The following is a 22053-nucleotide window of genomic DNA, read 5'->3' as shown; positions in this document are numbered from 1 at the left end:
GCGCACGCCCGTGGCAGGGTGGGCGCATGCCGCACGACCTGTTGGTGGAGGAGCGCCTGCGCGAGCTGGCCGACCGGCTGCGCGGGCCGGCGCGGCTCAAGTCCGACCTGCTGACCGAGGCCCGGCACGGCCTGGAGGACGCCGCCGAGGCGTACCGGGCCAGTGGGCTGCCGGCGGAGGAGGCGGAGCGGCGCGCGGTGGCCGAGTTCGGCGGGCCGGCGCAGCTGCTGCCGGGCTGGCAGGCCGAGTTGGCGGTGGGGGCGCTGCGGGGGTTGTCGCTGCGGGTCGTCGCGCTCGCCGCCCTCCTGGTCGTCGCCGGTGACCTCACCTGGCGGGGCGCCAGTTGGAGCGACGGGCCGCGCCCGCCGGCCGGCTACCTCCTGCTCTCGTCGTCGGTGAACGTCATCTGGGCGAGCGCCCTCGGGCTGGCCGTCATCGGGCTGCTGCTGGTGACGTGGGCCGCCCGGTCGGGCCGACCCGGTCCGGCAGCCCTCACCCGGCTGGTCGGCGGCGGGCTCACGGTTCTGCTCGCGCTCGGGCTGCTCACCGGGGCCGCGCTCTTCGGCTGGTCCATCGGGCTCTGGGACGCGGCGCTCACCTGGCCGCCGATGATCGGCGGGATGGCGGTGGTGTCCGCCGGCTACGTGTGGGTCGGCCGGGCCGCCCGCGGTTGGCTGCACGCCGCGCGCTGACCCGTGCCCGCCTAGACCCCGCTCAGGCCGGGTTGGCCGGTGGCGTCGCGGGGTCGAGGAACCGACCGACCGTCGAGCGGAACTCGTGCCAGCCGGCCCGCTCCCCGGCCAGCGCCCGCCGACCGGTGTCGGTGAGTTCGTACGTCCGCCGCTCCCGACCGTTGACGGTGCTCCACGTGCTGGCGACGTGCCCGGCCCGCTCCAGCCGGCGCAGCGCGGGATAGATGGTGCCGGTCGGCAGGTCGAGGTTGCCCTCGCTGCGGGTGCGCAGCGCCTCGATGATGGCGTAGCCGTGCAGTGCGCCGCTCTCCAGCACCGCGAGGAGCAGGGCGTCGAGATGTCCGTGCAACGCCTGAGCCTTCATGCGTAGCAACGCTACTTGTCGGGCCGCCGGACCGCCAGCGGGGTGCGGCCACCGACGTTCCGGAGCGGACCACTAGGGTATGTGCCCATAGTCACTCGCCGGACGCAGACGCTGGCGGGTGGGCAGCCCGAAGCACACGGAGGTCAGCGTGGCCCGCCAGTCGCCCCAACGGCCCGACGCCGACGAGCCCGAACTCGACGACACCACCGACCCGGTCGAGCCGGAGGAGGCCGACACCGAGCGCGCGTCCGTCGACCGCGCCCTGTGGGACGAGGTCGGCATCGACCCGGTCGAGATCGCCCTGCCCGCCGGCACCGGCTTCACGCTGCGGGCCTACCGGCCGGCGCGGGAGCTGACCCCCACCGACGTGACCGAGCGTGACCAGGACGACCCGTTCCTCGCCCGCCGCCAGGTCATCGAGGAGGAGGACGACGAGACCGTCGTCATCCTCGACGAGGACGTGGCCGAGGAGTTCGCCGAGAGCGACAAGGAGGCCCGCCGCGACGCGGCGGACGACGAGGACGCCAAGGAGGACGAGGAGGCCGCCGACGAGGGGGGCGACGAGGAGGTCCCGATCTTCCTCACCCACCGCGGCCGGCTCCTGCTCTTCAAGACGCCGGAATCGTTGGTCAGTTTCATCCGATCCGGTGCGCCCAACGATCTGTCCCAACTGGACAGCTGGGGAGAACTGTCCGAACGGGTGGAACCGGCCGACATCGCCCCGCTGGACGAGGACACCTACGAGCTCGACCTGGTCGTGGAGAATCTTCGCGGCGGGCACGACACGTGGGATCCCACCCTGCTGATCGCGGCGGGCGAGGTCGCTCGTGACATCTCGTACGCGCTGCGGCTACCCGCCGTGCTCGACATGCTCTCCGCGGGGTCCAGTCTCGACGACCTGGACGACGCGCTGCGGGCCACGGTCAGCGGCGGGATCAGCGGTTTCATGGGTCGGCGCCGCCTCAAGAAAATCGGGGCACAAACCGCAAGTCTCGGTTGGCGCACCATTGTCGGCAAGATCTCTGCGGTCGTGGACTGGCGCGACTGACCCGTACCGGGGAGCATCAGTCTCTGGCAGAGGAAGACCTGTCCCGGGAGGAGGACGACGCTGTGGCGCTCGTGCGCGTGTACTGCGGTCTGGCCTCGGCGGATCCGGGCGACCGACCGGCCTCGGCCGGTTCGACGCTGACGTCCGCTGTGGTCGACGACGCAGGCCGTCTGCTGCATGTCTGCGAGATCAGCGACGAGCCCGCCGGCTACGCCCGGCTGGTCGCGCTGCTCGTGGAGCGGTCGGGCGGGCCGAGCGGTGCGGCGATCGCCGCCGACAGTGACGACCACACGGTCACCTCGCTGCTGAGCGCGGCGGGGCGTCCGTTGGCCATCGCCGACGACGACTCGGTCGACGACTTCGCCGAGCGGTTCGCCGACGACGACTCCCTCGAGGAGATGCAGTCACCTCCCGCCGAGCGGCGTGCCGTGGGCCTGGCCCGCGCGCTGCAGGCCGGCGCGCTCTCCGCGGTGACCCTGCCCGCGCCCCGCGACCTCGCCGGTTTCAAGCAGGTCCTCGCCGCGCACGCCGCGCTGGCCAGCGGCCGGCACTCCGCGGCCGTGGCGCTGCGCGAGGTCCTCCGGGAGCTCTACCCGGCCGCCCTGCGCGCCTACCCCGACCCGGCGGAGCCCGTGCCGCTGGCCGTCCTCGACGCCCTGCCCGAGCCGGGCATGCTCGCCGGCACGGTGGCCCGCGGCCGGGAGGTCGGCGTCGCCGCGGAGGCCATCGCCGCGCACCTCGCGGCGGACGGCATCGCCGACGCGGACGAGATCGATTCGGCGGTGACGGCGCTGCACGTCGCCATCTCCGAGACTCCGCGCCGCGCCACCGTGAACCGCACGCTCACCTCCGCGGTGGCGGAGACCGTGCGGCAGGCGGTGGCCTCGGTCCGGGCCTGCGACGCGGGCTGCGACGCCCTGGTGGGCGCCCTCAGCACCCGGGTCACCACGCCCGCCGCGACGCCCGCACCCGGTCGCCGGGCCGCCGCCCGCCGGGGCGAGCCGGTGGCCGACCTGGCGAGCACCGGCACCGGCCTGCGTGCCGTCCGACCGGGTGCCGCCGAGCCGACCCCCTCCGGTGGCCGGCGCAGCCGACCGGAACCGGTCTCGGGGGGCAGCCCGTCGGCGTCGCCGCAGCCGCTCGGCCCGCCACCGGTCGCGCCCCCGCCCGTCACCCCGCCGCCCGTCGCGCCGGCGCCGATGACCCCGGCGGCGCTCGGCAACCCGCCGGTGTCCGCACCGCCCGGGCGACCCGAGCCGACCCCGAGCCGGGTGGACATGCCGACCAACCGGCCGGTGTCCGCACCGCCGCCGCCACCGCCCGGCATCACACCGATCGCCCCGGCCCAGCGCGGCAACGTGCCTCCCGCCGAGGCGGGTGAGCCGTTCCGGCCCACGCTGACCACCGCGGCCATCAACAGCGCCCGCGCCGAGCGGCAGCGCACGGTGATTCCGCCGCGGCCGAAGACGAACGGCGGCGAGCCGCCCACGGGCGGGTTCAGCGCCACCGACCTGAGCATCCCCGTGCCGTTGCCCCGGCCCGACCAGGAGTCCGCTCCGCCCGGCTCCCGGGCCAACTGGCCGCTGGTCAACAACCCGGAGGACCCGGCCGACAGCTCGGCCAACAACCCGGTCGCCTACTCGTACGGGGGTGGTCGCGGCATCGACGCGCCGACCGACCCCGGGGCGGGCGAGGGTCGGGTCACCCCGCCGTGGCTCGCCGACGACCTGCCCCAGGAGCCTCCGATGCTGCGGCTCGTCGAGCCGCCGCCGCTGGCCGACCGTGCCCTGCGGGACAACTCCACTCCGCCGGCCGACCCGCAGTTGGAGAACCCGCCGCTGCGGCTGGTCGACCGGCCAGACCCGGGCCGCACCGGCCGGGCCGCCCGTTCGGAGCGTCCCGCCGTCGAGCACCGGCCGCCGCCCCCCCTCGAGCACCGGCCGCCGCCGGTGGCGGACGAGGGCGCCGACGGCGACCTGCTGATCTTCGCCCAGGCGAAGTCCGCGTGGTTCGTGGGGCACAACGACGAGGTGGACCTGGACTGGTCGACCACTGCGGACACCGGCTGGCAGGCGGCCGAGCAGGCCGCCCGGCCCGCGGTGGGCGCGGAGACAACGGCCGGGCTGCCCAAGCGGGTGCCCCAGGCCAACCTGGTGCCCGGTTCGCCGCTGCGCGAGGAGCGTCCACTGCGGATCGTCCGGGACGCCGCGAGTCTCGCGGAGAACACCACCGGCTACTTCCGCGGCTGGCGTCGCGGGCAGGAGATCGGCGGCTTCGCGGTCGGCGGCCGGCCGGGCCGGGAGGCGGCCGGTGGCTGGGACTTCAGCCGCGACCACGGCGACCGGGACGACGACCGGGAATACGAGTATCGCTCCGCCGGCTACCGGTCCTGACCGCCGCCACGGACAGCCGAGCCCCTGATTCCCACCCGGTCCACCGGGTCGGGGTCAGGGGCTCGACACTGTGCGGACGAGGCACCGGGAGGGCGCCCACCGCCCCTCAGGCCGCACAAAACGCGGTCTCCCGCCCCACGGACAGGGCCCACCGGCTCGGCGCCCCACACCGCGTCTCCGCCCTCCCCGTCCCGACGCCGCCGCCCGCAGCCGGGGGTGGGGCGGGCGGGGGTGGGCAGCGACAAACGCCCGGTGGCGGCCGAAGCCGCACCGGGCGTTTCGACGGCGCCGGTCAGGCCGGCGCGACCGCGCGAGAGCGACGCATCGTCAGCACGTACTCGACCAGCGAGATCAGCACATGCTTGGTCGACTCCCGGTTACGGGCGTCGCAGGCCACCACCGGCACGTCGCTCGAGATCGCCAGCGCGTCCCGGACGTCCTGCGGGTCGTGGTACTGCATCCCGTCGAAGCAGTTGATGGCCACCAGGTACGGCAGCCGCCGGTGCTCGAAGAAGTCGATCGCCGCGAAGCAGTCGGCCAGCCGCCGGGTGTCCACCAGCACGACGGCGCCGATGGCACCGCGTACCAGCTCGTCCCACATGAACCAGAACCGGGTCTGACCCGGCGTACCGAACAGGTACAGGATCAGATCACGGTCGATGGTGATGCGGCCGAAGTCCATGGCCACCGTGGTCGTCGCCTTGCCCGGCACCTGCCGGGTGTCGTCGACGCCCACGCCGGCGGAGGTCATGATGGCCTCGGTGGTCAGCGGCGTGATCTCCGAGACCGAGCCGACCAGCGTCGTCTTACCGACGCCGAATCCACCGGCGATAACGATCTTCGCCGACGTCACGCGCCCGCTCGGGGTCGGCGGGCGGTGCGACATGTCAGAGCCTGCGAAGTCCACTCAGCACCCTCTCCAGCAGTTCAGTGCCCACCGCGTCGTTCGAGTCGTCCAGGATGGTCGGCTCGTGGACCGCGACCAGGCCGTCCGTCGCCATGTCGGCGATGAGCACCCGGGCCACACCTAGTGGAAGCTGCATCCGCGCCGCGATCTCGGCGAGCGACTGCACGCGTCCGTCACAGAGCGCGGCGATGTACTGGTGCTCGCGGCCCTGACCGCCGTTGCCATTGGCAGCGGCCCGGCCGCGCACCGTCGTCTCGACGAGCGCCTCCAGCGCGATGTCGAGTCGGGGCCGGGTACGACCACGGGTCACGGCGTATGGACGGACCAACGCTCCGGTCGGTTCGTCACGATCGGCCATGTCGCCGCTCACCTCCTTCGCACCCGGCACCGGCTCCATCCGGTGGAGCCCCTCGTGTCGTCGTTGCTGCTCCGCCGACCGTGGTCAGCGGAACCTCAGCCCAGCATTCCCGCGGCCGCGCGCGGCTGCGGGGTCAACGCGTCGCCCACCCGGTCGACGAGCAACGCCATCTCGTAGCCGACCTGCCCGACGTCGCTGCTACGCGCCGCGAGCACCGCGAACGACGAGCCGTCCGAGATGGACATCAGGAACAGGAAGCCATTGTCCATCTCCACGACCGTCTGCAACACCGCGCCTCCCTCGAAGCAGCGGGCCGCACCTTGGGTGAGGCTGACCAGGCCGGAGGCGATCGCCGCGAGCTGGTCGGCCCGGTCACGCGGGAGGTCCCGGGACGCCGCGAGAAGCAGGCCGTCCGCCGAGACGGCGACCGCGTGCGCGACACCGGGTACCCGGTCGGCGAAGTTGGCGAGCAGCCAACCGAGATCCTGCGTACTAGTCATCCTTCTTGCTCCTTCTGCCCGCTCCCGGCCACCGGGCCTGAGCCAGACTGCGAGGATTGCTGCCCTCCCGGAGTCGCCTCCGGGTTGGTCGGGTTGCCATCCGAGGGTTGGGTGCGCCCCCGTTGCACGCCCCGATGGTAGGCCGAGAGCAGGCCGCGGACACTCTCCGGTGTGCGCCGCTGGACCGAGGTGCTGGGCTTCTCGACCGCGCCCGGCACCAGCTGCGCCATCGGCGTACGCTTCGGCAGGCCGGTGGAGGTGGTCCCCTGTACCGGCACGTCGGTGGCGGCCGAGGCGGCCCGCCAGCCGTCGTCGGCGGCGGTCTGCCAGCCGTTGGTCTCCTGCTGAGGCCGGCGGGGCAGGCTCTCCGCGGTCGCGGGACGGCTCCCCCCGTTCACGGTCGAGCCGTTCTGTCGCGGCGCGCCTCCGGCCGTCGGAGTGTCTGCCATCGGTGCGTTACCTGTCGTCCCGGGTGGTGTCTTCTGGACGGCCCGACCGGTGGCGTCGACCGCGGCGAACTGCTGGGTCTGCGCGCTGCTGGCCGCCGCCTGCTGCGGAGCGTTCGCCGTCTGCGCGGCGTTCGCCGCCTCCTCCGACCCCGGCCGGCGGGTGCGGAACCACGCCGACTCGAGCTCCCGGAAGATCGGCAGCTCCATCGTCTCGTCCGCGTACCGCTGCCGGTTCTGCGCCTGCGGCGCCGGGGTGGGCCGGTTCTGGGCCTGCGGCGGGATCGGAGCCGGCGGCGTCGCGGGGGCCGACGGGGCCTCCGCGGCAGGCCGCGACACCCGCGGCAGCTCGGTGGTCATGTCCAGCGCCGCGGCGAGCCGCTCCGGCACCGGCGGGGTCGCCGCGTCCCGGTCCGCACCGGCGACCGGCGGCCAGGCCGGCGGGGCGGCGGGGGCCGGTGCGGCGTACGCCTGGCCGGTGCCCTGCGGCGTCGGGTAGGGCTGCCCCACCGGCGGCGTCGAGTACGGGGTGCCGGACACGGGCGGCGCGGAGTAGGGCTGCGCCGAGACGGGCGGACCGGCGTACGGCGCGGCCGAGCTGGGCGCGCCCGCGTAGGGCGAGGCCGACGTGGGCGGACCGACGTACGGCGACGCCGAGGTCGGCGCACCCGGGTAGGGCGAGGCCGAGGTGGGCGGACCGGCGTACGGCGACGCCGACGTGGGGGCGGCCGAGTACGGCGACGCGGAGACCGGCGGACCCGAGTACGGCTGCGCGGAGACCGGCGAGCCGGAGACCGGCTGCCCGTAGGGGTCCACCTCCGGGCTGCTGGGCAACTGCCGCGGGATCGCCGGCTGCTGGCCGGTGGTCGGCTCGGCGTCGCCGCCGGAGCGCCGCTGGGGCAGCGGGTCGATCGACTGGCCGTTGGTGGGGCGCGGGGTGAACGGGCTCGCGCCGTTGGAGCCGGCGGCGGCCGTGGCACCGGTCAGGTCGGACCAGGCCGGCATGCCACGCGCCGCGCCGGCCGACGCCGGGGTGCCCGCGCCGTTGGGCGAGGCCGGGTCGAACGGACGGCCACCGAGGGTCACCTGGTTGCCGGACTCGCTCTGGCGGACACCCAGCGCGGGCAGCGCGCCGAACGTCGGCACCGGGTTGCCCGCGGGCGGGCCGCCGGCCGGAAGCGCGGGACCGGTCGACGCCGGCAGCGCGGGCGGCTGCTGCCCCCGGCCGGCGAGGGCCCGGGGCACGAGGACCGCGGTGGGCAGCGTGACGTCGGCCACGGTGCCCCGGTCGGTGCCGGGGCGCAGCTCGACGCGTACGCCGTGCCGGGCCGCCAGTCGGGCGACCACGACCAGGCCCATCATCCGGGAGACCGCGACGTCCACCTGCGGCGGCGTCGCGAGCCGCTCGTTGAGCTCGTGCAGCTGGTCGGCGCTGATGCCGATGCCCCGGTCCTCGACGTAGAGCGAGGCGCGGTCGCCGACCCGACGGGCCTCGACCATGACCTGCGAGTCCGGCGGGGAGAACGCGGTGGCGTTGTCGAACAGCTCGGCGACCAGGTGCACCAGGTCGTTGACCGCGTGGGCCGCGATCTCGATGTCCCGGTCGATGATGCCGAACTCGATGCGGGTGTAGTGCTCGACCTCGGACTGGGCGGCGCGCAGCACGTCGATCAGCGCGGCCGGCTCCCGCTGGACGCGGGTCGAGTCGGCGCCGGCGAGCACCAGGAGGTTCTCGTCGTTGCGTCGCATCCGGGTGGCCAGGTGGTCGAGCTGGAAGAGCTCGGCCAGCCGGTCCGGGTCCTCCTCGCCGCGCTCCAGCCGGTCCAGGTGACCGATCAGGCGGTCGACCAGGATCTGGGACCGGCGGGCGAGGTTGACGAACATGGTCGCGACGGAGGCGCGCAGCGCGGCCTGCTCGGCGGCGGTGCGGACGGCCTCCAGGTGGACGGCGTTGAACGCCTCGGTCACCTGGCCGAACTCGTCCTTGCTGCGCACCGGCAGCGGCTCGGCGATCTGGTTGGCCAACTGCACCGGGGAGAGCTGGCCGGTGACCTGCGGGTCACGCAGTCGGGCCACCGCCTGCGGCAGGCCGTACTGGGCGACGGAGAGGGCGCCCTGGCGCAGGTCGCGCAGCGACCGGGCCATCGAGCGGGCGACGAGGTACGCGAAGAGGATGGCCAGCAGCAGCATGCTGAGCAGCAGGCCGGTCTCCAGGAACACCTGGCGCTGCACGTCGGAGCGGAGTTCGTCGGCCTGGCGGACCACGTCGCCGTCGAGCTTCGACTCGACCGTCCGGATCAGCTTGGCGTTGGCGACCATCGCCGAGTCCCACTGGTCGGGCCCGAACGGCGCGTTGGCCATGCTGCCGCTGGTGTTGCCGTTCATCCAGCCGATGTAGGTCTCGGCCTCGCGACGGTCACCACCGGCGACGGTCTGGTCGTGGAAGCGGGCCTCGTCCTCGCTCGCGACCGCCTTGAAGCTCTGCACGGCCTGGTCCTGGCCGGTGCCGCTGGCGATGTACTCGGTGCGCAGGGCCGGGGTGAGCTGCTTCTGGGCCAGCGCCCGGTGCACCACGACACGGCGCAGGGAGAGGAACTCCTTCTCCCGGGCGACCGCGGCGGCGGCGCGCATCCGGTCGCTCAGGTCGTTGTCACCGGCGAGCTGCGTGGACGAGTCGCGGATGGCGAGCAGGTCGGAGATCAGCCCCTCGTAGGACTGCGTGGCGTCGGTCGGCCGCAGCTTGCCGTTGTAGACCTGGCTGCGGATGCCGGGCAGGTCGGTCAGGCTGGTGTCGATCTTGTCGAGCAGCCCTTCGAGGCTGTTCGGCAGGTCCTCCACGTCGGAGCGCTGCTGGAGGTAGGGGGCCTTCGACTGGTCGACCCGGGAGTTGACCCGGCGGTACGCCTCCTGGTACTGCGCTCGCGCCTGCCCCTCGGGGGAGCCGAGCAGCAGCACGGCGGTGGTCCGCTCGTCCTGGAGGGTGTCGATCAGGTCACCCGCGTAGCCCGAGAGGTTGGCCAGGTTGCCGGCCCGGTTGGCATTGTTGAGCGTCTCCAGGTGGCTCACCAGACCATTGGTGCCCACCACGACCGTGGCGATGGTCGGCACGATCATGATGAGACCGAGCTTGGACCAGATCGGCATGTCCCGGAGTCGGCTGGCCGGCCGGCGCAGCCGCGACAGGAAGGAGCCCGCCGTCGTTGGCCGTTTGCTCACGTCACCGCCCTCGCGATCACAGCTTCAGCGCGTTGCCCCGGGCAACGCCCAGCGACCGACCCGGCGGGTCGGACCCCCGAGATTCCATCACGCCGCCCCTCAAAGAGAAAGCCCAGGTTGGTCCACGCCGATGGTGTGATGAGATGTTGATGCAATTTGATAGCAGTCCGTCTGGCCGGAGTCACTGAAGGTAATGAATCACCCGCACCGCGTCGTCCTGCTCGCCGGTCCGTCCGGCTCCGGAAAGTCGTACATAGCGGCGCGAACCGGATTGCCGGTGCTCTGCTTGGACGACTTCTACAAGGACGGCGATGACCCTACGCTGCCGCGACGAAACGGCCAGGTCGACTGGGAGTCACCACTGTCCTGGGATGCGGAAGCGGCCGTGGAAACCATTGCGCGGCTCGCTCGCGAGGGTCAGGCCGATGTGCCGGTTTATGCGATAGGCGCGGACCGTCGGGTGTCCACCCGGCCATTCGACATAGCCGGATCGCCACTTTTTGTGGCCGAAGGGATTTTCGCCGCCGAGATCGTCGCGGAGTGTCGGCGCCGCGGACTCCTCGCCGGGGCGTACGCGCTCCGCCGACCGCGCGGCGCGACCTTCCTGCGCCGCCTCGCCCGCGACCTGGGCGAGCAGCGCAAGGCACCACGGGTGCTGATCCGGCGCGGGCTGCTCCTGCTGCGCACCGAGCCGACGGTGCTGCGCCGGCAGACCGGCCTGGGCGCGGAGGCGGCCCGAGGCCGCGTCGTCCTGCGCCGGGTGGCCGCCCTGCTCGCCGGCCACCCGCACCGGGCGGCGCACCCGAGCGCCCCGCACGGCGAGCCCGGCCACCCGCACCCGCCCGGTCAGTCGTCCAGCAGCACAGCGTAGGCGGGCTTGATCACCTCGTCGATGATCCGCAACCGCTCGTCGAACGGGATGAAGGCGCTCTTCATCGCGTTGATGGTCAGCCACCGCAGCTCAGCCCAGCCGTAGCCGAACGCCTCCACCAGCAGCGCCATCTCCCGCGACATGGAGGTGCCGCTCATCAGCCGGTTGTCGGTGTTCAGCGTCACCCGGAAGCGGAGGTCCCGCAGCAGCCCGATGGGGTGCTCGGCGATCGAGGTGACCGCACCCGTCTGCACGTTCGACGACGGACACAGCTCCAGCGGGATCCGCTTGTCCCGCACGTACGCGGCCAGCCGCCCGAGCACCGGCACCGGGCCGCTGGTGTCGATGTCGTCCACGATCCGTACGCCGTGCCCGAGCCGGTCCGCGCCGCACCACTGGATCGCCTGCCAGATCGACGGCAAGCCGAACGCCTCGCCGGCGTGGATGGTGAAGTGGAAGTTCTCCCGCTGGAGGTACTCGAAGGCGTCCAGGTGCCGGGTCGGCGGGAAGCCCGCCTCGGCCCCGGCGATGTCGAAGCCGACGACACCGCCGTCACGGTGACGCACCGCCAACTCGGCGATCTCCTGCGAGCGGGCCGCGTGCCGCATCGCGGTGAGCAGTGTGCCGACCCGGATGGGGGTGCCCGCGGCGGCGGCCTGGGCGCTGCCCTCGGCGAAACCGGCGAGCACCGCCTCGACCACCTCGTCCAGGGTGAGGTCGCGCTCCAGGTGCTGCTCCGGCGCGAACCGCACCTCGGCGTACACGACCCCGTCGGCGGCCAGGTCGAGGGCGCACTCCGCGGCGACCCGCCGCAGCGCGGACGCGGTCTGCATCACCGCGACCGTGTGCGCGAACGTCTCCAGGTAGCGCTCCAACGAACCCGAGTCGGCCGCATCGACGAACCAGCGCCCGAGGGCGTCCGGGTCGGTGGTCGGCAACTCGTGCCCCACCTCGGCGGCCAGCTCGACGATCGTCGCCGGCCGCAGGCCCCCGTCCAGGTGATCGTGCAGCAGCGCCTTCGGGACCTTGACGATGTCCTCGTACCGGATAGTCGCGACCATGCCCAGACCCTAGTCAGCGACCATGGCCACCGCCGGGAAGGGGCCGCACGTGGCCTACCGTGGACCGGGTGGAGAGCAGCCGCGCGGCGGGCGCCGCGCCGACCGGCCGGGCACCGGAGATGGACGCCCGCATCCTCGACCGGATGCGCTGCCCGGTCTGCGGCGAACCGCTGGCCGAGGCGAGCGCCGGCACCGCCCGCGCGCTGCGCTGCCCCCGCCGGCACAGCTTCGACGTGGCCCGGCAGGGCTACGTCAACCTGCTCGCCGGTCGCGCGCCGCACGTCGGCGACACCGCCGAGATGGTGGCCGCCCGCGCCGACTTCCTGGCCGCCGGTCACTACGACCTGATCTCGGACGCGCTCGCCACCACGGCGGCGGCCGTGACGACACCACCGTCCGGGGCGTACGCCCTGGTGGTGGACGCCGGAGCCGGGACCGGCCGGCACCTCGCGGCGGTGCTCGCGGCGCTGCCGGAGGCCGTCGGGCTGGCGCTGGACGTCTCGAAGCCGGCGCTGCGCCGGGCCGCCCGGGCCCACCCGAGGGCGGCGGCGGCCCTCGCCGACACCTGGCAGCGGCTGCCGCTCGCCGACGGCGCGGCGCGGCTGCTGCTGAACGTGTTCGCACCGCGCAACGGCGCGGAGTTCCACCGGGTGCTGGACCCGGCGGGGGCGCTGCTCGTGGTCACCCCCGCCGACGAGCACCTCGCGGAACTGGTCGGCCCGCTCGGGCTGCTGCGGGTCGACCCGGCCAAGGAGGACCGCGTGGTGGGCAGCCTCGGGCAGCACTTCACCCGGACCGACGAGACTGTGCACCGGCGCGCGTTGACGCTGACCGCGCCGGAGGTGGCCACGCTGGTGGGCATGGGCCCGAGCGCGTGGCACACCGACCCGGCCGGGCTGGCCGCCCGGATCGGCGGGCTCGCCGAACCGGTCCGGGTCACCGCGGCGGTCCGGCTCGCGGTGTGGCGTCCGCTGCCGCGCTGACCGCTCAGGTGGAGAGGTCGACCTCTTCCCAGCCGGGCGGCTCGTCGTGGTACGGCCCGCGCAGGATCACCGCCCACTCCAACGCCCAGCGGCGCTGGCCGATCGCGTTCGCGTCGACCAGCCCGGGCAGGGTCCGGCCGTGCCGCTCCATCTCCAGGTAGGCCCAGTCCAGGCAGTAGTGCAGGTCGAGCAGCGCGGCGGCGTCGGCGGGGTGCTGCGGGGCGGTGAGGATGCGGGACCGCCACTGCGCGAAGGTCTCCCCGCCGGCGATGTGCGGCATCCGCTCCACCAGCCGCTCGTCCACCGGCAGCGTCGGATCCAGCACCTTGGTGAGGCCCAGCACCCAGGCGAGCGAGAAGAGCGCGTCGTGGTGCAGCACGAACGAGCGGTGGTCGCCCTTGCTGCCGGTCACGAACTGCCACTCGGGCGGGGTGACCATCTCGACCAGGTGCGAGGAGAGCAGCCAGCCCATCGCGGCCTGCGGCGGCATCCCGAAGCACCGGGCGAGGATCAGGTGCAGCACCGCGATCCGCGCCTCGATCTCCACCGTCGGACGCAAGTCGATCTGGTCGCCTGGTTCCCAGACGAGCGGGAACTGCGGCGGGGGCAGCGGCAGGCCCAGCCGGGACAGCTCGTCCAGGCTCGCCTCACGCACCTCACGCGGGTCGGGGGCAGGTACGGTCACGGCGATTCCCTTGCTCAGAACGGCTCAGCGCCGGTTGTCCCCCCTGGCCAGGCAGAATAGCCGCCCGAGGTGACGGGCACCACGCCGCCCCGCCCGCCGGCCGACTCAGCCGATCCGCTCGATCACCAACGGGGTCGCGGCGGGCGCGGCCGACGAGAGGCGCACCGCCGTCGCGGCCTCGGCCAGCGCCGCCGGGAGCAGGTCGGCCCGCTCCGCCCGCAGCTCGTAGAGGGGCTCACCGGCCCGCACCGGGTCACCGGGCCGCTTGTGCAGCACCACCCCGGCCGGAACGCTCACCGGGTCCTCCTTGCGGGCCCGCCCGGCGCCGAGTCGCCACGCGGCCACCCCCATGGCGTACGCGTCGACCGACGCCACGAAACCGTCGGCCGGCGCGGTCACCACCTCCACCTCGTTCGCGGTCGGCATCGGCGCGTCCGGGTCGCCGCCCTGGGCGCGGATCATCGCCCGCCACGAGTCCATCGCGCGGCCGTCGCGCAGCGCGGCCGCCGGGTCGGCGTCCGGCAGGCCGGCCGCGTCGAGCATCTCCCGGGCCAGCGCCAGGGTCAGCTCGACCACGTCGGCGGGGCCGCCCCCGGCCAGCACCTCGACCGACTCGGTCACCTCGACGCCGTTGCCGATGGCGAGGCCGAGCGGCGTGGACATGTCGGTGAGCAGAGCGACCGTACGCACGCCGTGCGCCCCGCCCAACTCGACCATCGTCCGGGCCAGCTCACGGGCGTGCTCGACGGACTTCATGAACGCGCCGGAGCCCACCTTCACGTCGAGCACCAGCGCCCCGGTGCCCTCGGCGATCTTCTTGCTCATGATCGAGCTGGCGATCAGCGGGATCGCCTCGACGGTGCCGGTCACGTCGCGCAGCGCGTACAGCTTGCGGTCGGCGGGGGCGAGGCCGGTGCCGGCGGCGCAGATCACCGCCCCGACGTCCCGGAGCTGACCGATGAACTCGTCGTTGGTGAGGGCCGCCCGCCAGCCGGGGATCGATTCGAGCTTGTCCAGCGTGCCGCCGGTGTGCCCGAGACCGCGCCCGCTCAGCTGTGGCACGGCGGCGCCGCAGGCGGCCACCAGCGGGGTGAGCGGCAACGTGATCTTGTCGCCGACGCCGCCCGTCGAGTGTTTGTCCACCGTCGGCCGATCGACGGCCGACAGGTCCAGGCGCTCACCGCTGGCGATCATCGCGGCGGTCCACCGGGCGATCTCCGGAGCGGTCATGCCGCGCAGCAGGATCGCCATGGCCAGCGCGGACATCTGCTCGTCGGCCACCACGCCCCGGGTGTACGCGTCGACCACCCAGTCGATCTGCGCGTCCGACAGCACGCCCCCGTCGCGCTTGGCCCGAATGACGTCAACCGCCGTGAAAGCACCACTCATCAGAAGATCTCTTTCCAGTCGTCGCAGATACCGGCCGACGGCGCCCAGGTCCTGGTGACCGCCGCCGCCGTAACCGATCCGCGGTCGATGACCACGACGGGCCGGGGCCGACCGCGCCCGGCGCAGGGATCAAGCCTGACCGCCCGAAGCCGGGCGCGGTCGGCCCCGGCCTGAAGCCCAACCACCGAGCCCGGCCGGAAAGCCCAACCACTATCGAGAGCCGGACCACCGAACAGGGATCTCCAACGGCGGCTCACCCTCGCCGGCCCAGTAGATGGTGCCGGCCTCGTCGACCACCACCACCCGGGGCGTACGTGCCAACCCCCAGGTGATCGCCTCCGCCGGGTCGTCCCAGCTCGGCCCCTCCTCCAGCACGCCGGTCTCGGCGTCGGCGGTGTCCCCGGCGGACCGCTCCCAGTACGCCGTCCAGACCTGCTGGCCGGCGGAGAGGTCCGGGTGGACGAAGACCGTGCCGCGGCCCCGCCAGGAGGCCAGCCGCTCCGGCACCACGGGCAGCGGCGTCTCACCGGTCACCGCCTCCAGGTCCTCGACCCCGAAGGCGTGCGGCAGCAGCTCCGCCATCCGCAGCGGGCGCTCCTTCGCCTCGATCAGGCACTCCGGCCCGCCGTTCTCCCAGAGCAGCTGCCGGCACCGGCCGCACGGCATCAGCGGCTCGCCGGTCGCGTCCACACAGGAGAGGGCGACGATCCGGCCGCCGCCGGTGGCGTGCAGTGCGGAGACCACGCCGCACTCGGCGCAGAGGACCACGCCGTAGGCGGCGTTCTCCACGTTGCAGCCGACCACCACCCGGCCGTCGTCGACCAGGGCGGCCGCCCCGACGGGGAACTTCGAGTACGGCACGTACGCGTGCCGCATCACCTCGGTGGCCGCGGCGCGCAGCTGCGCCCAGTCGATCTCCATGTGGTGCTCTCCCTGTCAGCCCTTGATGTACGGCTTGCCGTCCGCGGCCGGCGCGCGCACCTTGCCGACCAGACCGGCCACGGCCAGGATCGTCGCCAGGTAGGGCAGCATGGCGAGGAACTGGCTGGGGATCACGCTGTTGATCGCGCCCAGGTAGGTGGCGAGCTGGTCGGCGAAGCCGAAGAAGAGCGCGGCGAGCAGCGCGCCGACCGGGTTCCACCGGCCGAAGATCAGCGCGGCCAGCGCGATGAAGCCCTTGCCGCCGATCATGTTCTTGGTGAAGGAGAAGAGCGCCAGCGTGTACGAGGCGCCGCCGATACCGGCGACCACACCGGCCAGCAGCACGTTGCGGTAGCGCAGCCCGAGCACCCGGACTCCGAGGGTGTCGGCCGCGGTGGGGTGCTCGCCGACCGACCGGGTCCGCAGACCCCACCGGGTGCGGAACAGCGCGATGTGGATCACCAGCACCAGCAGCAGGCCGACGTAGAGGAAGATGTTGCCGCGGAACAGCGCCGGCCCGAGCACCGGGATGTCCTTGAGCAGCGGGATCTCCCAGTTGCTGAACCGGGGGGCGCTGTTGTACTTCTGCGCGTCGGTCTGCATCAGCCGCTCGTAGAGGAAGCCGGTGACGCCCACCGCGAGCAGGTTCAGCACGATGCCCATGACGACCTGGTCGACCAGGTAGCGGATCGAGAAGATCGCCAGCAGCAGCGAGATCAGGGCGCCGCCGATCGCGGCGGCGACCAGGCCCACCCAGACGTTGCCGGAGATGCTGCCGAAGAGCGCGCCGCTGAAGGCACCCATCAGCAGCTGACCCTCGATGGCCACGTTGACCACGCCGGAGCGTTCGCACAGCACACCGGCGAGCGCACCGAAGATCAGCGGCAGCGCCAGGATGAAGGTGCCCCGGAGGATGTTGACCAGGGGCATGAAGTTCTGGCCGGTCGGCGCGGCGGAGACCTGCCAGCAGAGGAACGACAGCACGAACGCGACCAGCCCGACACCGAGCACCGGCAGGAACCAGCGCTTCGGCAGCCCGGCGAGCAGCGCCACGCCGGCGGCGAGCGCGATGGCCCCGAACAGGATGGCGCCGGTGGTGCCGTTGATGGACAACGCGGCGCCGGCCGCGTCCTCGCTGAGCGTGAACCGGGCCTGCTGGTCGGTGGCGAGCGCGCCGAACAGCACCGCGGCCAGCAGGCCGAGCACCACGAGCACGAGGCCGACCTTGCGGTTACGGGTCCAGAAGCCCTCGTTGACGGGGGCGACCGCGACGTCGGGGACAGCCATGGTCGACATGCGTTACCAGCCCTTCGCCAGGCTCGTCTGCAACCGGGCGGCCCGTGCGGCCCGGAGCTGGAAGATCGCCTTCACCAGGGCGGGCGCGGCGATGAAGATGACGATCAGCGCCTGGAGCACGGTGACCAGCTCCAGCGAGATCCCGGAGTATGACTGCATCCGGTTGCCGCCCGCCTGCAGGGCGCCGAAGAGCAGCGCGGCGAGCGCGACGCCCCACGGTTTCACCCGGCCGAGCAGGGCCACCAGGATGCCGTCGAAGCCGATCTGGGCCACGACCAGCGGGGTGAGCGCGCTGGCGGTGGAGCCGAGCACCATGTTGGAGCCGCCCAGGCCGGCCAGCATCCCGGCGAAGACCATGATCAGGATGAACGTCCGAGTGACGCTGATGCCGGCCGTCCGCGCGGCGTCGGGGTTGGCGCCGACGGCGCGCAGCTCGAAGCCGAGGGTGGACCGGTTGAGCAGCCACGCCACCGCCCAGGTGGCCAGCACCGCGATCAGGATGCCGGCGTGCACCCGCAGGTTGTCGCCGAGCAGCCGCGGCAGCTGCGCCGACGGGTCCACGGGCTTGCTGATCGCGTCGGTACGGTTCGGGTCCTGCACGCCGCCCTGCACGATCAGCCAGGTCAGGAAGTACGTGGCGACGTAGTTGAGCATGATCGTGATGATCACCTCGTGGGCACCGGTACGCGCCTTGAGGATGCCCGGGACGAAGCCCCAGATCGCACCGCCGAGTGCGCCGGCGAGCACCGCGACGAGCAGGTGCAGGCCGGGCGGCAGCGGCAGCAGGAAGCCGGCCAGCGCGGCCAGGATGACGCCGATGGTGGCCTGGCCCTGGGCGCCGATGTTGAACAGACCGCCCCGGAAGGCCAGCGCCACCGACAGGCCGGTGAAGACCAGCGGCGCCGTGTAGGTGAGCGTCTCGGAGATCGGCGCGAGCACGGCCTGCCAGCTGTTGTCGCCGTTCAGCCAGCCGGTGAACGCCTCGGGGTCGAAGACCGAGCCCTTGAACAGGTTCGCGTACGCCTCGCTGACCAGCGTCCAGCTGGCGTTGAACGCGTCCGACGGGCGGGCGGTGATGTACGAGTAGGTCGACAGCACCTCGGGATCCGAGATGATCATCAGGATCGCGCCGACCACGATCGCCAGCACCAGAGACAGCAGCGTGACCGTGAAGGTGTTGGCGGCCCAGAGGTTGTCCAGGAACAGCCGACCGAGGCTGGGCCCGGGCTCCGGAGCGCCGGCCTGGCCCCCGGTCGCCGTCCCGGCCTGCGGGCGGGTCGCCGTCTCGGCCTGCTCGGTGTTGTCGAGCGCGTTCCGTGCCGCCTGCGCCTCGCTCGCCGGCTCCTTGTCCGGGGAGCCCGACTGCGGAGTGGGGTTCATGCCTCGTCCTCGCTACCAGGGCTGTCGTCGCTCGCCGCACCGCCGTCGGCCGCGGCGTCCGGCGTGATGCCGGCCATCAGCAGGCCGATCTCCTCGCGGGGGGTGTCCGGGCCGACGATGCCGATGACGCGTCCGCGGTACATGACCGCGATCCGGTCGGCGAGCCCGATCACCTCGTCCAGCTCGCTGGAGACGACCAGGACGGCGGTGCCGATGTCGCGCTCGTGGATGACCCGGCTGTGGATGAACTCGATCGACCCGACATCCACGCCGCGGGTCGGTTGGGCGGCGATGAAGAGCTTCAGCGGCCGGGAGAGCTCCCGGGCCACGATCACCTTCTGCTGGTTACCGCCGGAGAGGGTGCCCACGGGCGCGTCGGCCGAGGAGGTACGCACGTCGAACTGCGCGATCCGCTCCTTCGCCGAGGCGGCGATGGCGTCCGGCTTCAGCGCGAGCCCACCGCCGAACGGCGGCCGGTCGTAGATGTCCAGCACCAGGTTCTCCGCGACGCTGAACTCCTTGACGAGGCCGTCGACGCTGCGGTCCTCGGGCACGTAGCCGACACCGGCGCGGAGCACCTTCTTGGTCGACCAGCCGTCGATCCGGTCGCCGTCGAGGGCGACCGACCCGGCGAGCACCGGCCGCAGGCCCATGATCGCCTCGATCAGCTCGGTCTGACCGTTGCCCTGCACGCCCGCGATGCCGAGCACCTCGCCGGCGCGTACGGTCAGGTCGATGCCGTCGACCGCGCGGACCTGCCGGTCGTCGTCGACGACCAGCCCGGTCACTTCGAGCACCGGCTTGCCGGGCTTCGACTGGGCCTTCTCCACCGTGAGCCGGACGTTACGGCCGACCATGAGCGCGGCCAGCTCGTCCCGGCTGGCGTCGGGGGACGCGGTGCCGACGGTCTTCCCACGCCGGATGACGGTGATCCGGTCGGCGATGGCCTTGACCTCGCCGAGCTTGTGGGTGATGAAGACGATCGACTTGCCCGCGGCCTTGAGCGACCGCATGACGGCCAGCAGTTCCTCGGTCTCCTGGGGCGTGAGCACGGCGGTCGGCTCGTCCAGGATGAGCAGGTCGACGTCGCGGGTGAGCGCCTTGATGATCTCCACCCGCTGCTGGATGCCGACCGGCAGGTCCTCGATCACCGCGTCCGGGTCGACCCGTAGGTTGTAGCGCTCGGAGACCTCGACGACCTGGCGACGGGCGCGTCGCCGGTCCAGGAACCCGGTGATGCCGCCGCGCACCTGCTCGGCGCCGAGCATGATGTTCTCGGTCACCGTGAAGACGGGCACCAGCATGAAGTGCTGGTGCACCATGCCGATCCCGGCGGCGATCGCGTCGGACGGGCCCCGCAGCCTCAACGCCTTGCCGTCGACCAGGATCTCACCCTCGTCGGGCTGGTAGAGCCCGTAGAGCACGTTCATCAGGGTCGACTTGCCCGCGCCGTTCTCGCCGAGCAGGGCGTGGATCTCTCCAGGCTCCACCGTCAGGTCGATGTGATCGTTGGCGACCAGGTCACCGAACCTCTTGGTGATGCCGCGCAGTTCGAGTCTCAGCGCAACCTCCCGGAGTGCGAGCGATGGTGCAGCGTAGCTGCCGGTCGACCCGGCCACAGGCCGGGCGGGTCCCCGTGGTGCGCGATCGGCCGCTCCCGCCCGTCGGGGTGGTGCCCCCGCCGGGCCGGAGCGGCCGGATCGGTCGTGCCTGTTGCCGCCGGCCCTCCGATGATCTCACCGGTGGGGCCGGTCGGTCGTCACTTGGTCGGCTGGGCCTTCGAAGTGACGGTGATGGTGCCGGCGGCGATGTCCGCCTTGATCTTCTCGACCTCGGCCTTGAGCTCGGCCGGGACCTTGCTCTCGAACTCGTTGTACGGGGCGATCGAGACGCCGGTGTTGGCCAGCGTGCCGACGAAGCCCGGGCTCGCCTGGAGCTTCTGGCCACCGGCGGCGGTCAGCGCGGCCTCCTTGACGGCCTCCGGGATGTTCTTGACCACGGTGGTCAGGATCGCGGAGCAGTCCGGGGTGCTCTTGCAGCCGTCGACATCCACCCAGATGGTGCTGTACTTGCCGCCCGAGGCCTTCGCCGCGGAGGTGGTGCCGAGGCCGGAGCCGCCGGCGACCGGCATGATGATGTCCGCGCCCTGGGCGACCAGCGCGTCGGAGACCTTCTTGCCCTCGTCCTGCTTGTCGAAGGCGTTGGCGAAGGAGCCCTTCTGGGTCTCCTTGTTCCAGCCCAGGGCCTGCACGTTCTTGCCCTTGGTCTGGTTGTAGTACGCGACGCCGTCGACGAACCCGTCCATGAAGATCGTCACCGGCGGGATCGGCAGACCACCGTAGGTGCCGACCTTGCCGCTCTTGCTCATCCCGGCGGCGAGGTAGCCGGCCTGGAACGCGGCCTGCGCGGTGTCGAACTGCATCGGGTAGACGTTGGCGTCACCCGGGTTGGCGTCGACGATCGCGAACTGCTGGTTCGGGTTCGCCTTGGCGATCTTCGAGGTCGCGTTGGCCATGAGGCCACCGACAGCCAGGATGAAGTCGCACTTCTGGTTGACGAACTGCGTCAGGTTCGGCTCGTAGTCCGCCTCGGCCTTCGACGCGACGTACTTGATGTCGATGTTGTCGTTGGCCGCCTTGGCGTCCTTCAGACCCTGCCACGCCGAGGTGTTGAACGACTTGTCGTCGATGCCGCCGACATCGGTCACCATGCAGGCGCTGAACTTCTTGCCGCCGTCGCCGGCGCCGTTGTTCTCATCAGGCGCCTCGCCACACGCGGCGGCGGCGCCGAGCACGAGCCCACCCGCCGCCACGATCGAGGCGATCCGCATCCCACGCACCGAGCGCAAGACGTCTCCTTCCCATTGCACACCGCGCCCTTGTTGCGGTGGCAGCCCTTGAGCCGGCCTGCGCTTGCCGCCGGCGTCCCACGTTACGGACGGGAGCGTACGCCCGCGTCCACCCACCGGCCGCCAATCGTGCACGACTGTTGGATGCCCGTTACCCCTACGTAACCCTTGGGTGGGGCAAATCACTCTTCGTGCTTGTAGAGGTGCGTGCCGGCGTTAGGAAAGTCCGTTTCACCGGCCGTTCCGCGCACTTCCGGCGTTACCGCCAGAAGACCGCAACTGCCGCGTTGACCAGGGTCAACCCTACGATGGCGAGGAAGTGTCCGCGGTTGACCTCGGCCCGCTTCCGCGAGAAGAAGACCATGACGAAGATCAGCACCGCGATGACGAACTTGGTAACAAGTTTCGCGGGTGCCGGCTCGTCCCCGTCGCGCAGCGGCGCGGAGAGCCCGATACCGGTCAGCAACTGGATCGCGGCGCCCCAGAGCATGGCCGCGTTGATCCGCAGCCGGCCGCTGACGTACTGGGCGATGGAACCGCCCAGGAGCAACGCGAACCCGATCAGATGGACGTAGAGAAGGATCAGCCTCAGTGCTTCCACGCGCCCCATCCTCCCCCATCAACGACACTTTGTAGTAGGGGGTGCCACGGCCCGCCGACAACCGCGACCGGACCGTTACGGTGCGGGACCGGTC

Annotated in this window: 19 protein-coding genes; 5 read left to right on the top strand and 14 right to left on the bottom strand. The window is 72.6% G+C overall.

What is annotated here, in order from left to right:
• The first annotated feature begins 26 nt into the window (after positions 1-26).
• Positions 27-692 carry a permease prefix domain 1-containing protein gene (locus ACIBTV_RS18325; RefSeq protein WP_396706282.1) on the top strand — a complete coding sequence of 222 codons (666 nt, stop codon included), beginning with the start codon at positions 27-29 and terminating at the stop codon, positions 690-692.
• Positions 693-714: 22 nt separating this feature from the next.
• Here the strand turns inward: ACIBTV_RS18325 and ACIBTV_RS18320 are convergent, their stop codons facing one another.
• Positions 715-1056, bottom strand: coding sequence for a PadR family transcriptional regulator (locus ACIBTV_RS18320; RefSeq protein ID WP_396706280.1), 342 nt, complete (start codon positions 1054-1056; stop codon positions 715-717).
• A gap of 118 nt (positions 1057-1174) precedes the next feature.
• On the opposite strand from ACIBTV_RS18320, the gene ACIBTV_RS18315 reads away from it, so the two are divergent.
• Positions 1175-2104: a DNA primase gene (locus tag ACIBTV_RS18315; protein ID WP_396706278.1), complete on the top strand. Its 930-nt coding sequence runs from the start codon at positions 1175-1177 to the stop codon at positions 2102-2104.
• 38 nt (positions 2105-2142) lie between these two features.
• Positions 2143-4497, top strand: a complete 2355-nt coding sequence (locus ACIBTV_RS18310; RefSeq protein ID WP_396706507.1) for a transposase — start codon at positions 2143-2145, stop codon at positions 4495-4497.
• Positions 4498-4789: 292 nt separating this feature from the next.
• On the opposite strand, the gene ACIBTV_RS18305 is transcribed toward ACIBTV_RS18310, so the two are convergent.
• From ACIBTV_RS18305 to ACIBTV_RS18290, 4 genes are all read right to left on the bottom strand, one after another.
• Positions 4790-5383: an ATP/GTP-binding protein gene (locus tag ACIBTV_RS18305; RefSeq protein ID WP_076471088.1), complete on the bottom strand. Its 594-nt coding sequence runs from the start codon at positions 5381-5383 to the stop codon at positions 4790-4792.
• Position 5384: 1 nt separating this feature from the next.
• The gene (locus tag ACIBTV_RS18300; RefSeq protein WP_091592434.1) at positions 5385-5762 is read right to left on the bottom strand and encodes a DUF742 domain-containing protein; all 378 of its coding nucleotides are present in this window, start codon (positions 5760-5762) and stop codon (positions 5385-5387) included.
• Positions 5763-5857: 95 nt separating this feature from the next.
• Positions 5858-6262, bottom strand: a complete 405-nt coding sequence (locus ACIBTV_RS18295) for a roadblock/LC7 domain-containing protein (protein ID WP_029022862.1) — start codon at positions 6260-6262, stop codon at positions 5858-5860.
• Positions 6259-9924, bottom strand: coding sequence for a nitrate- and nitrite sensing domain-containing protein (locus ACIBTV_RS18290; RefSeq protein ID WP_396706275.1), 3666 nt, complete (start codon positions 9922-9924; stop codon positions 6259-6261). Before ACIBTV_RS18290 ends, ACIBTV_RS18295 begins: the two co-directional genes overlap by 4 nt.
• A gap of 502 nt (positions 9925-10426) precedes the next feature.
• On the opposite strand from ACIBTV_RS18290, the gene ACIBTV_RS18285 reads away from it, so the two are divergent.
• A complete protein-coding gene (locus ACIBTV_RS18285; RefSeq protein WP_396706273.1) occupies positions 10427-10795 on the top strand; it encodes a hypothetical protein in 369 nt (122 codons plus the stop codon).
• Here ACIBTV_RS18285 and ACIBTV_RS18280 read toward each other — a convergent pair.
• The gene (locus tag ACIBTV_RS18280) at positions 10771-11856 is read right to left on the bottom strand and encodes an adenosine deaminase (protein WP_396706271.1); all 1086 of its coding nucleotides are present in this window, start codon (positions 11854-11856) and stop codon (positions 10771-10773) included. The genes ACIBTV_RS18285 and ACIBTV_RS18280 overlap by 25 nt on opposite strands.
• 119 nt (positions 11857-11975) lie before the next feature.
• On the opposite strand from ACIBTV_RS18280, the gene ACIBTV_RS18275 reads away from it, so the two are divergent.
• Positions 11976-12839, top strand: coding sequence for a putative RNA methyltransferase (locus ACIBTV_RS18275; RefSeq protein ID WP_396706505.1), 864 nt, complete (start codon positions 11976-11978; stop codon positions 12837-12839).
• 4 nt (positions 12840-12843) lie between these two features.
• Here ACIBTV_RS18275 and ACIBTV_RS18270 read toward each other — a convergent pair whose 3' ends face one another.
• The 8 genes from ACIBTV_RS18270 to ACIBTV_RS18235 all read right to left on the bottom strand — a co-directional run bounded on the left by ACIBTV_RS18270 (position 12844) and on the right by ACIBTV_RS18235 (position 21959).
• A complete protein-coding gene (locus ACIBTV_RS18270) occupies positions 12844-13524 on the bottom strand; it encodes a DUF4272 domain-containing protein (RefSeq protein WP_396706269.1) in 681 nt (226 codons plus the stop codon).
• A gap of 105 nt (positions 13525-13629) precedes the next feature.
• Positions 13630-14913 (bottom strand): thymidine phosphorylase, encoded by a 1284-nt coding sequence (locus ACIBTV_RS18265; RefSeq protein WP_396706267.1) that lies wholly within the window; start codon positions 14911-14913, stop codon positions 13630-13632.
• 210 nt (positions 14914-15123) lie between these two features.
• Positions 15124-15834 carry a cytidine deaminase gene (locus ACIBTV_RS18260; RefSeq protein ID WP_396706265.1) on the bottom strand — a complete coding sequence of 237 codons (711 nt, stop codon included), beginning with the start codon at positions 15832-15834 and terminating at the stop codon, positions 15124-15126.
• Between the two features lie 15 nt (positions 15835-15849).
• Complete coding sequence (locus ACIBTV_RS18255; protein ID WP_396706264.1) at positions 15850-17130, bottom strand: ABC transporter permease; 1281 nt, start codon at positions 17128-17130, stop codon at positions 15850-15852.
• A gap of 3 nt (positions 17131-17133) precedes the next feature.
• Entirely contained in the window at positions 17134-18510 is a 1377-nt protein-coding gene (locus ACIBTV_RS18250; RefSeq protein ID WP_396706262.1) for an ABC transporter permease, read from the bottom strand.
• On the bottom strand, positions 18507-20129 hold the full coding sequence (locus tag ACIBTV_RS18245) for an ABC transporter ATP-binding protein (protein ID WP_396706260.1): 1623 nt from the start codon (positions 20127-20129) through the stop codon (positions 18507-18509). The genes ACIBTV_RS18250 and ACIBTV_RS18245 overlap by 4 nt, the downstream gene beginning before the upstream one ends.
• A 140-nt stretch (positions 20130-20269) precedes the next feature.
• On the bottom strand, positions 20270-21340 hold the full coding sequence (locus tag ACIBTV_RS18240) for a BMP family protein (protein ID WP_396706502.1): 1071 nt from the start codon (positions 21338-21340) through the stop codon (positions 20270-20272).
• Positions 21341-21617: 277 nt separating this feature from the next.
• Positions 21618-21959, bottom strand: a complete 342-nt coding sequence (locus tag ACIBTV_RS18235) for a hypothetical protein (protein WP_396706258.1) — start codon at positions 21957-21959, stop codon at positions 21618-21620.
• Positions 21960-22053: the final 94 nt, after the last annotated feature.

The sequence above is a fragment of the Micromonospora sp. NPDC049366 genome, assembly GCF_044466625.1.
GTDB lineage: Bacteria > Actinomycetota > Actinomycetes > Mycobacteriales > Micromonosporaceae > Micromonospora.
The sequence above is the reverse complement of the archived record's forward strand: the minus strand, read 5'-3'. Positions and strand labels throughout refer to the sequence as shown.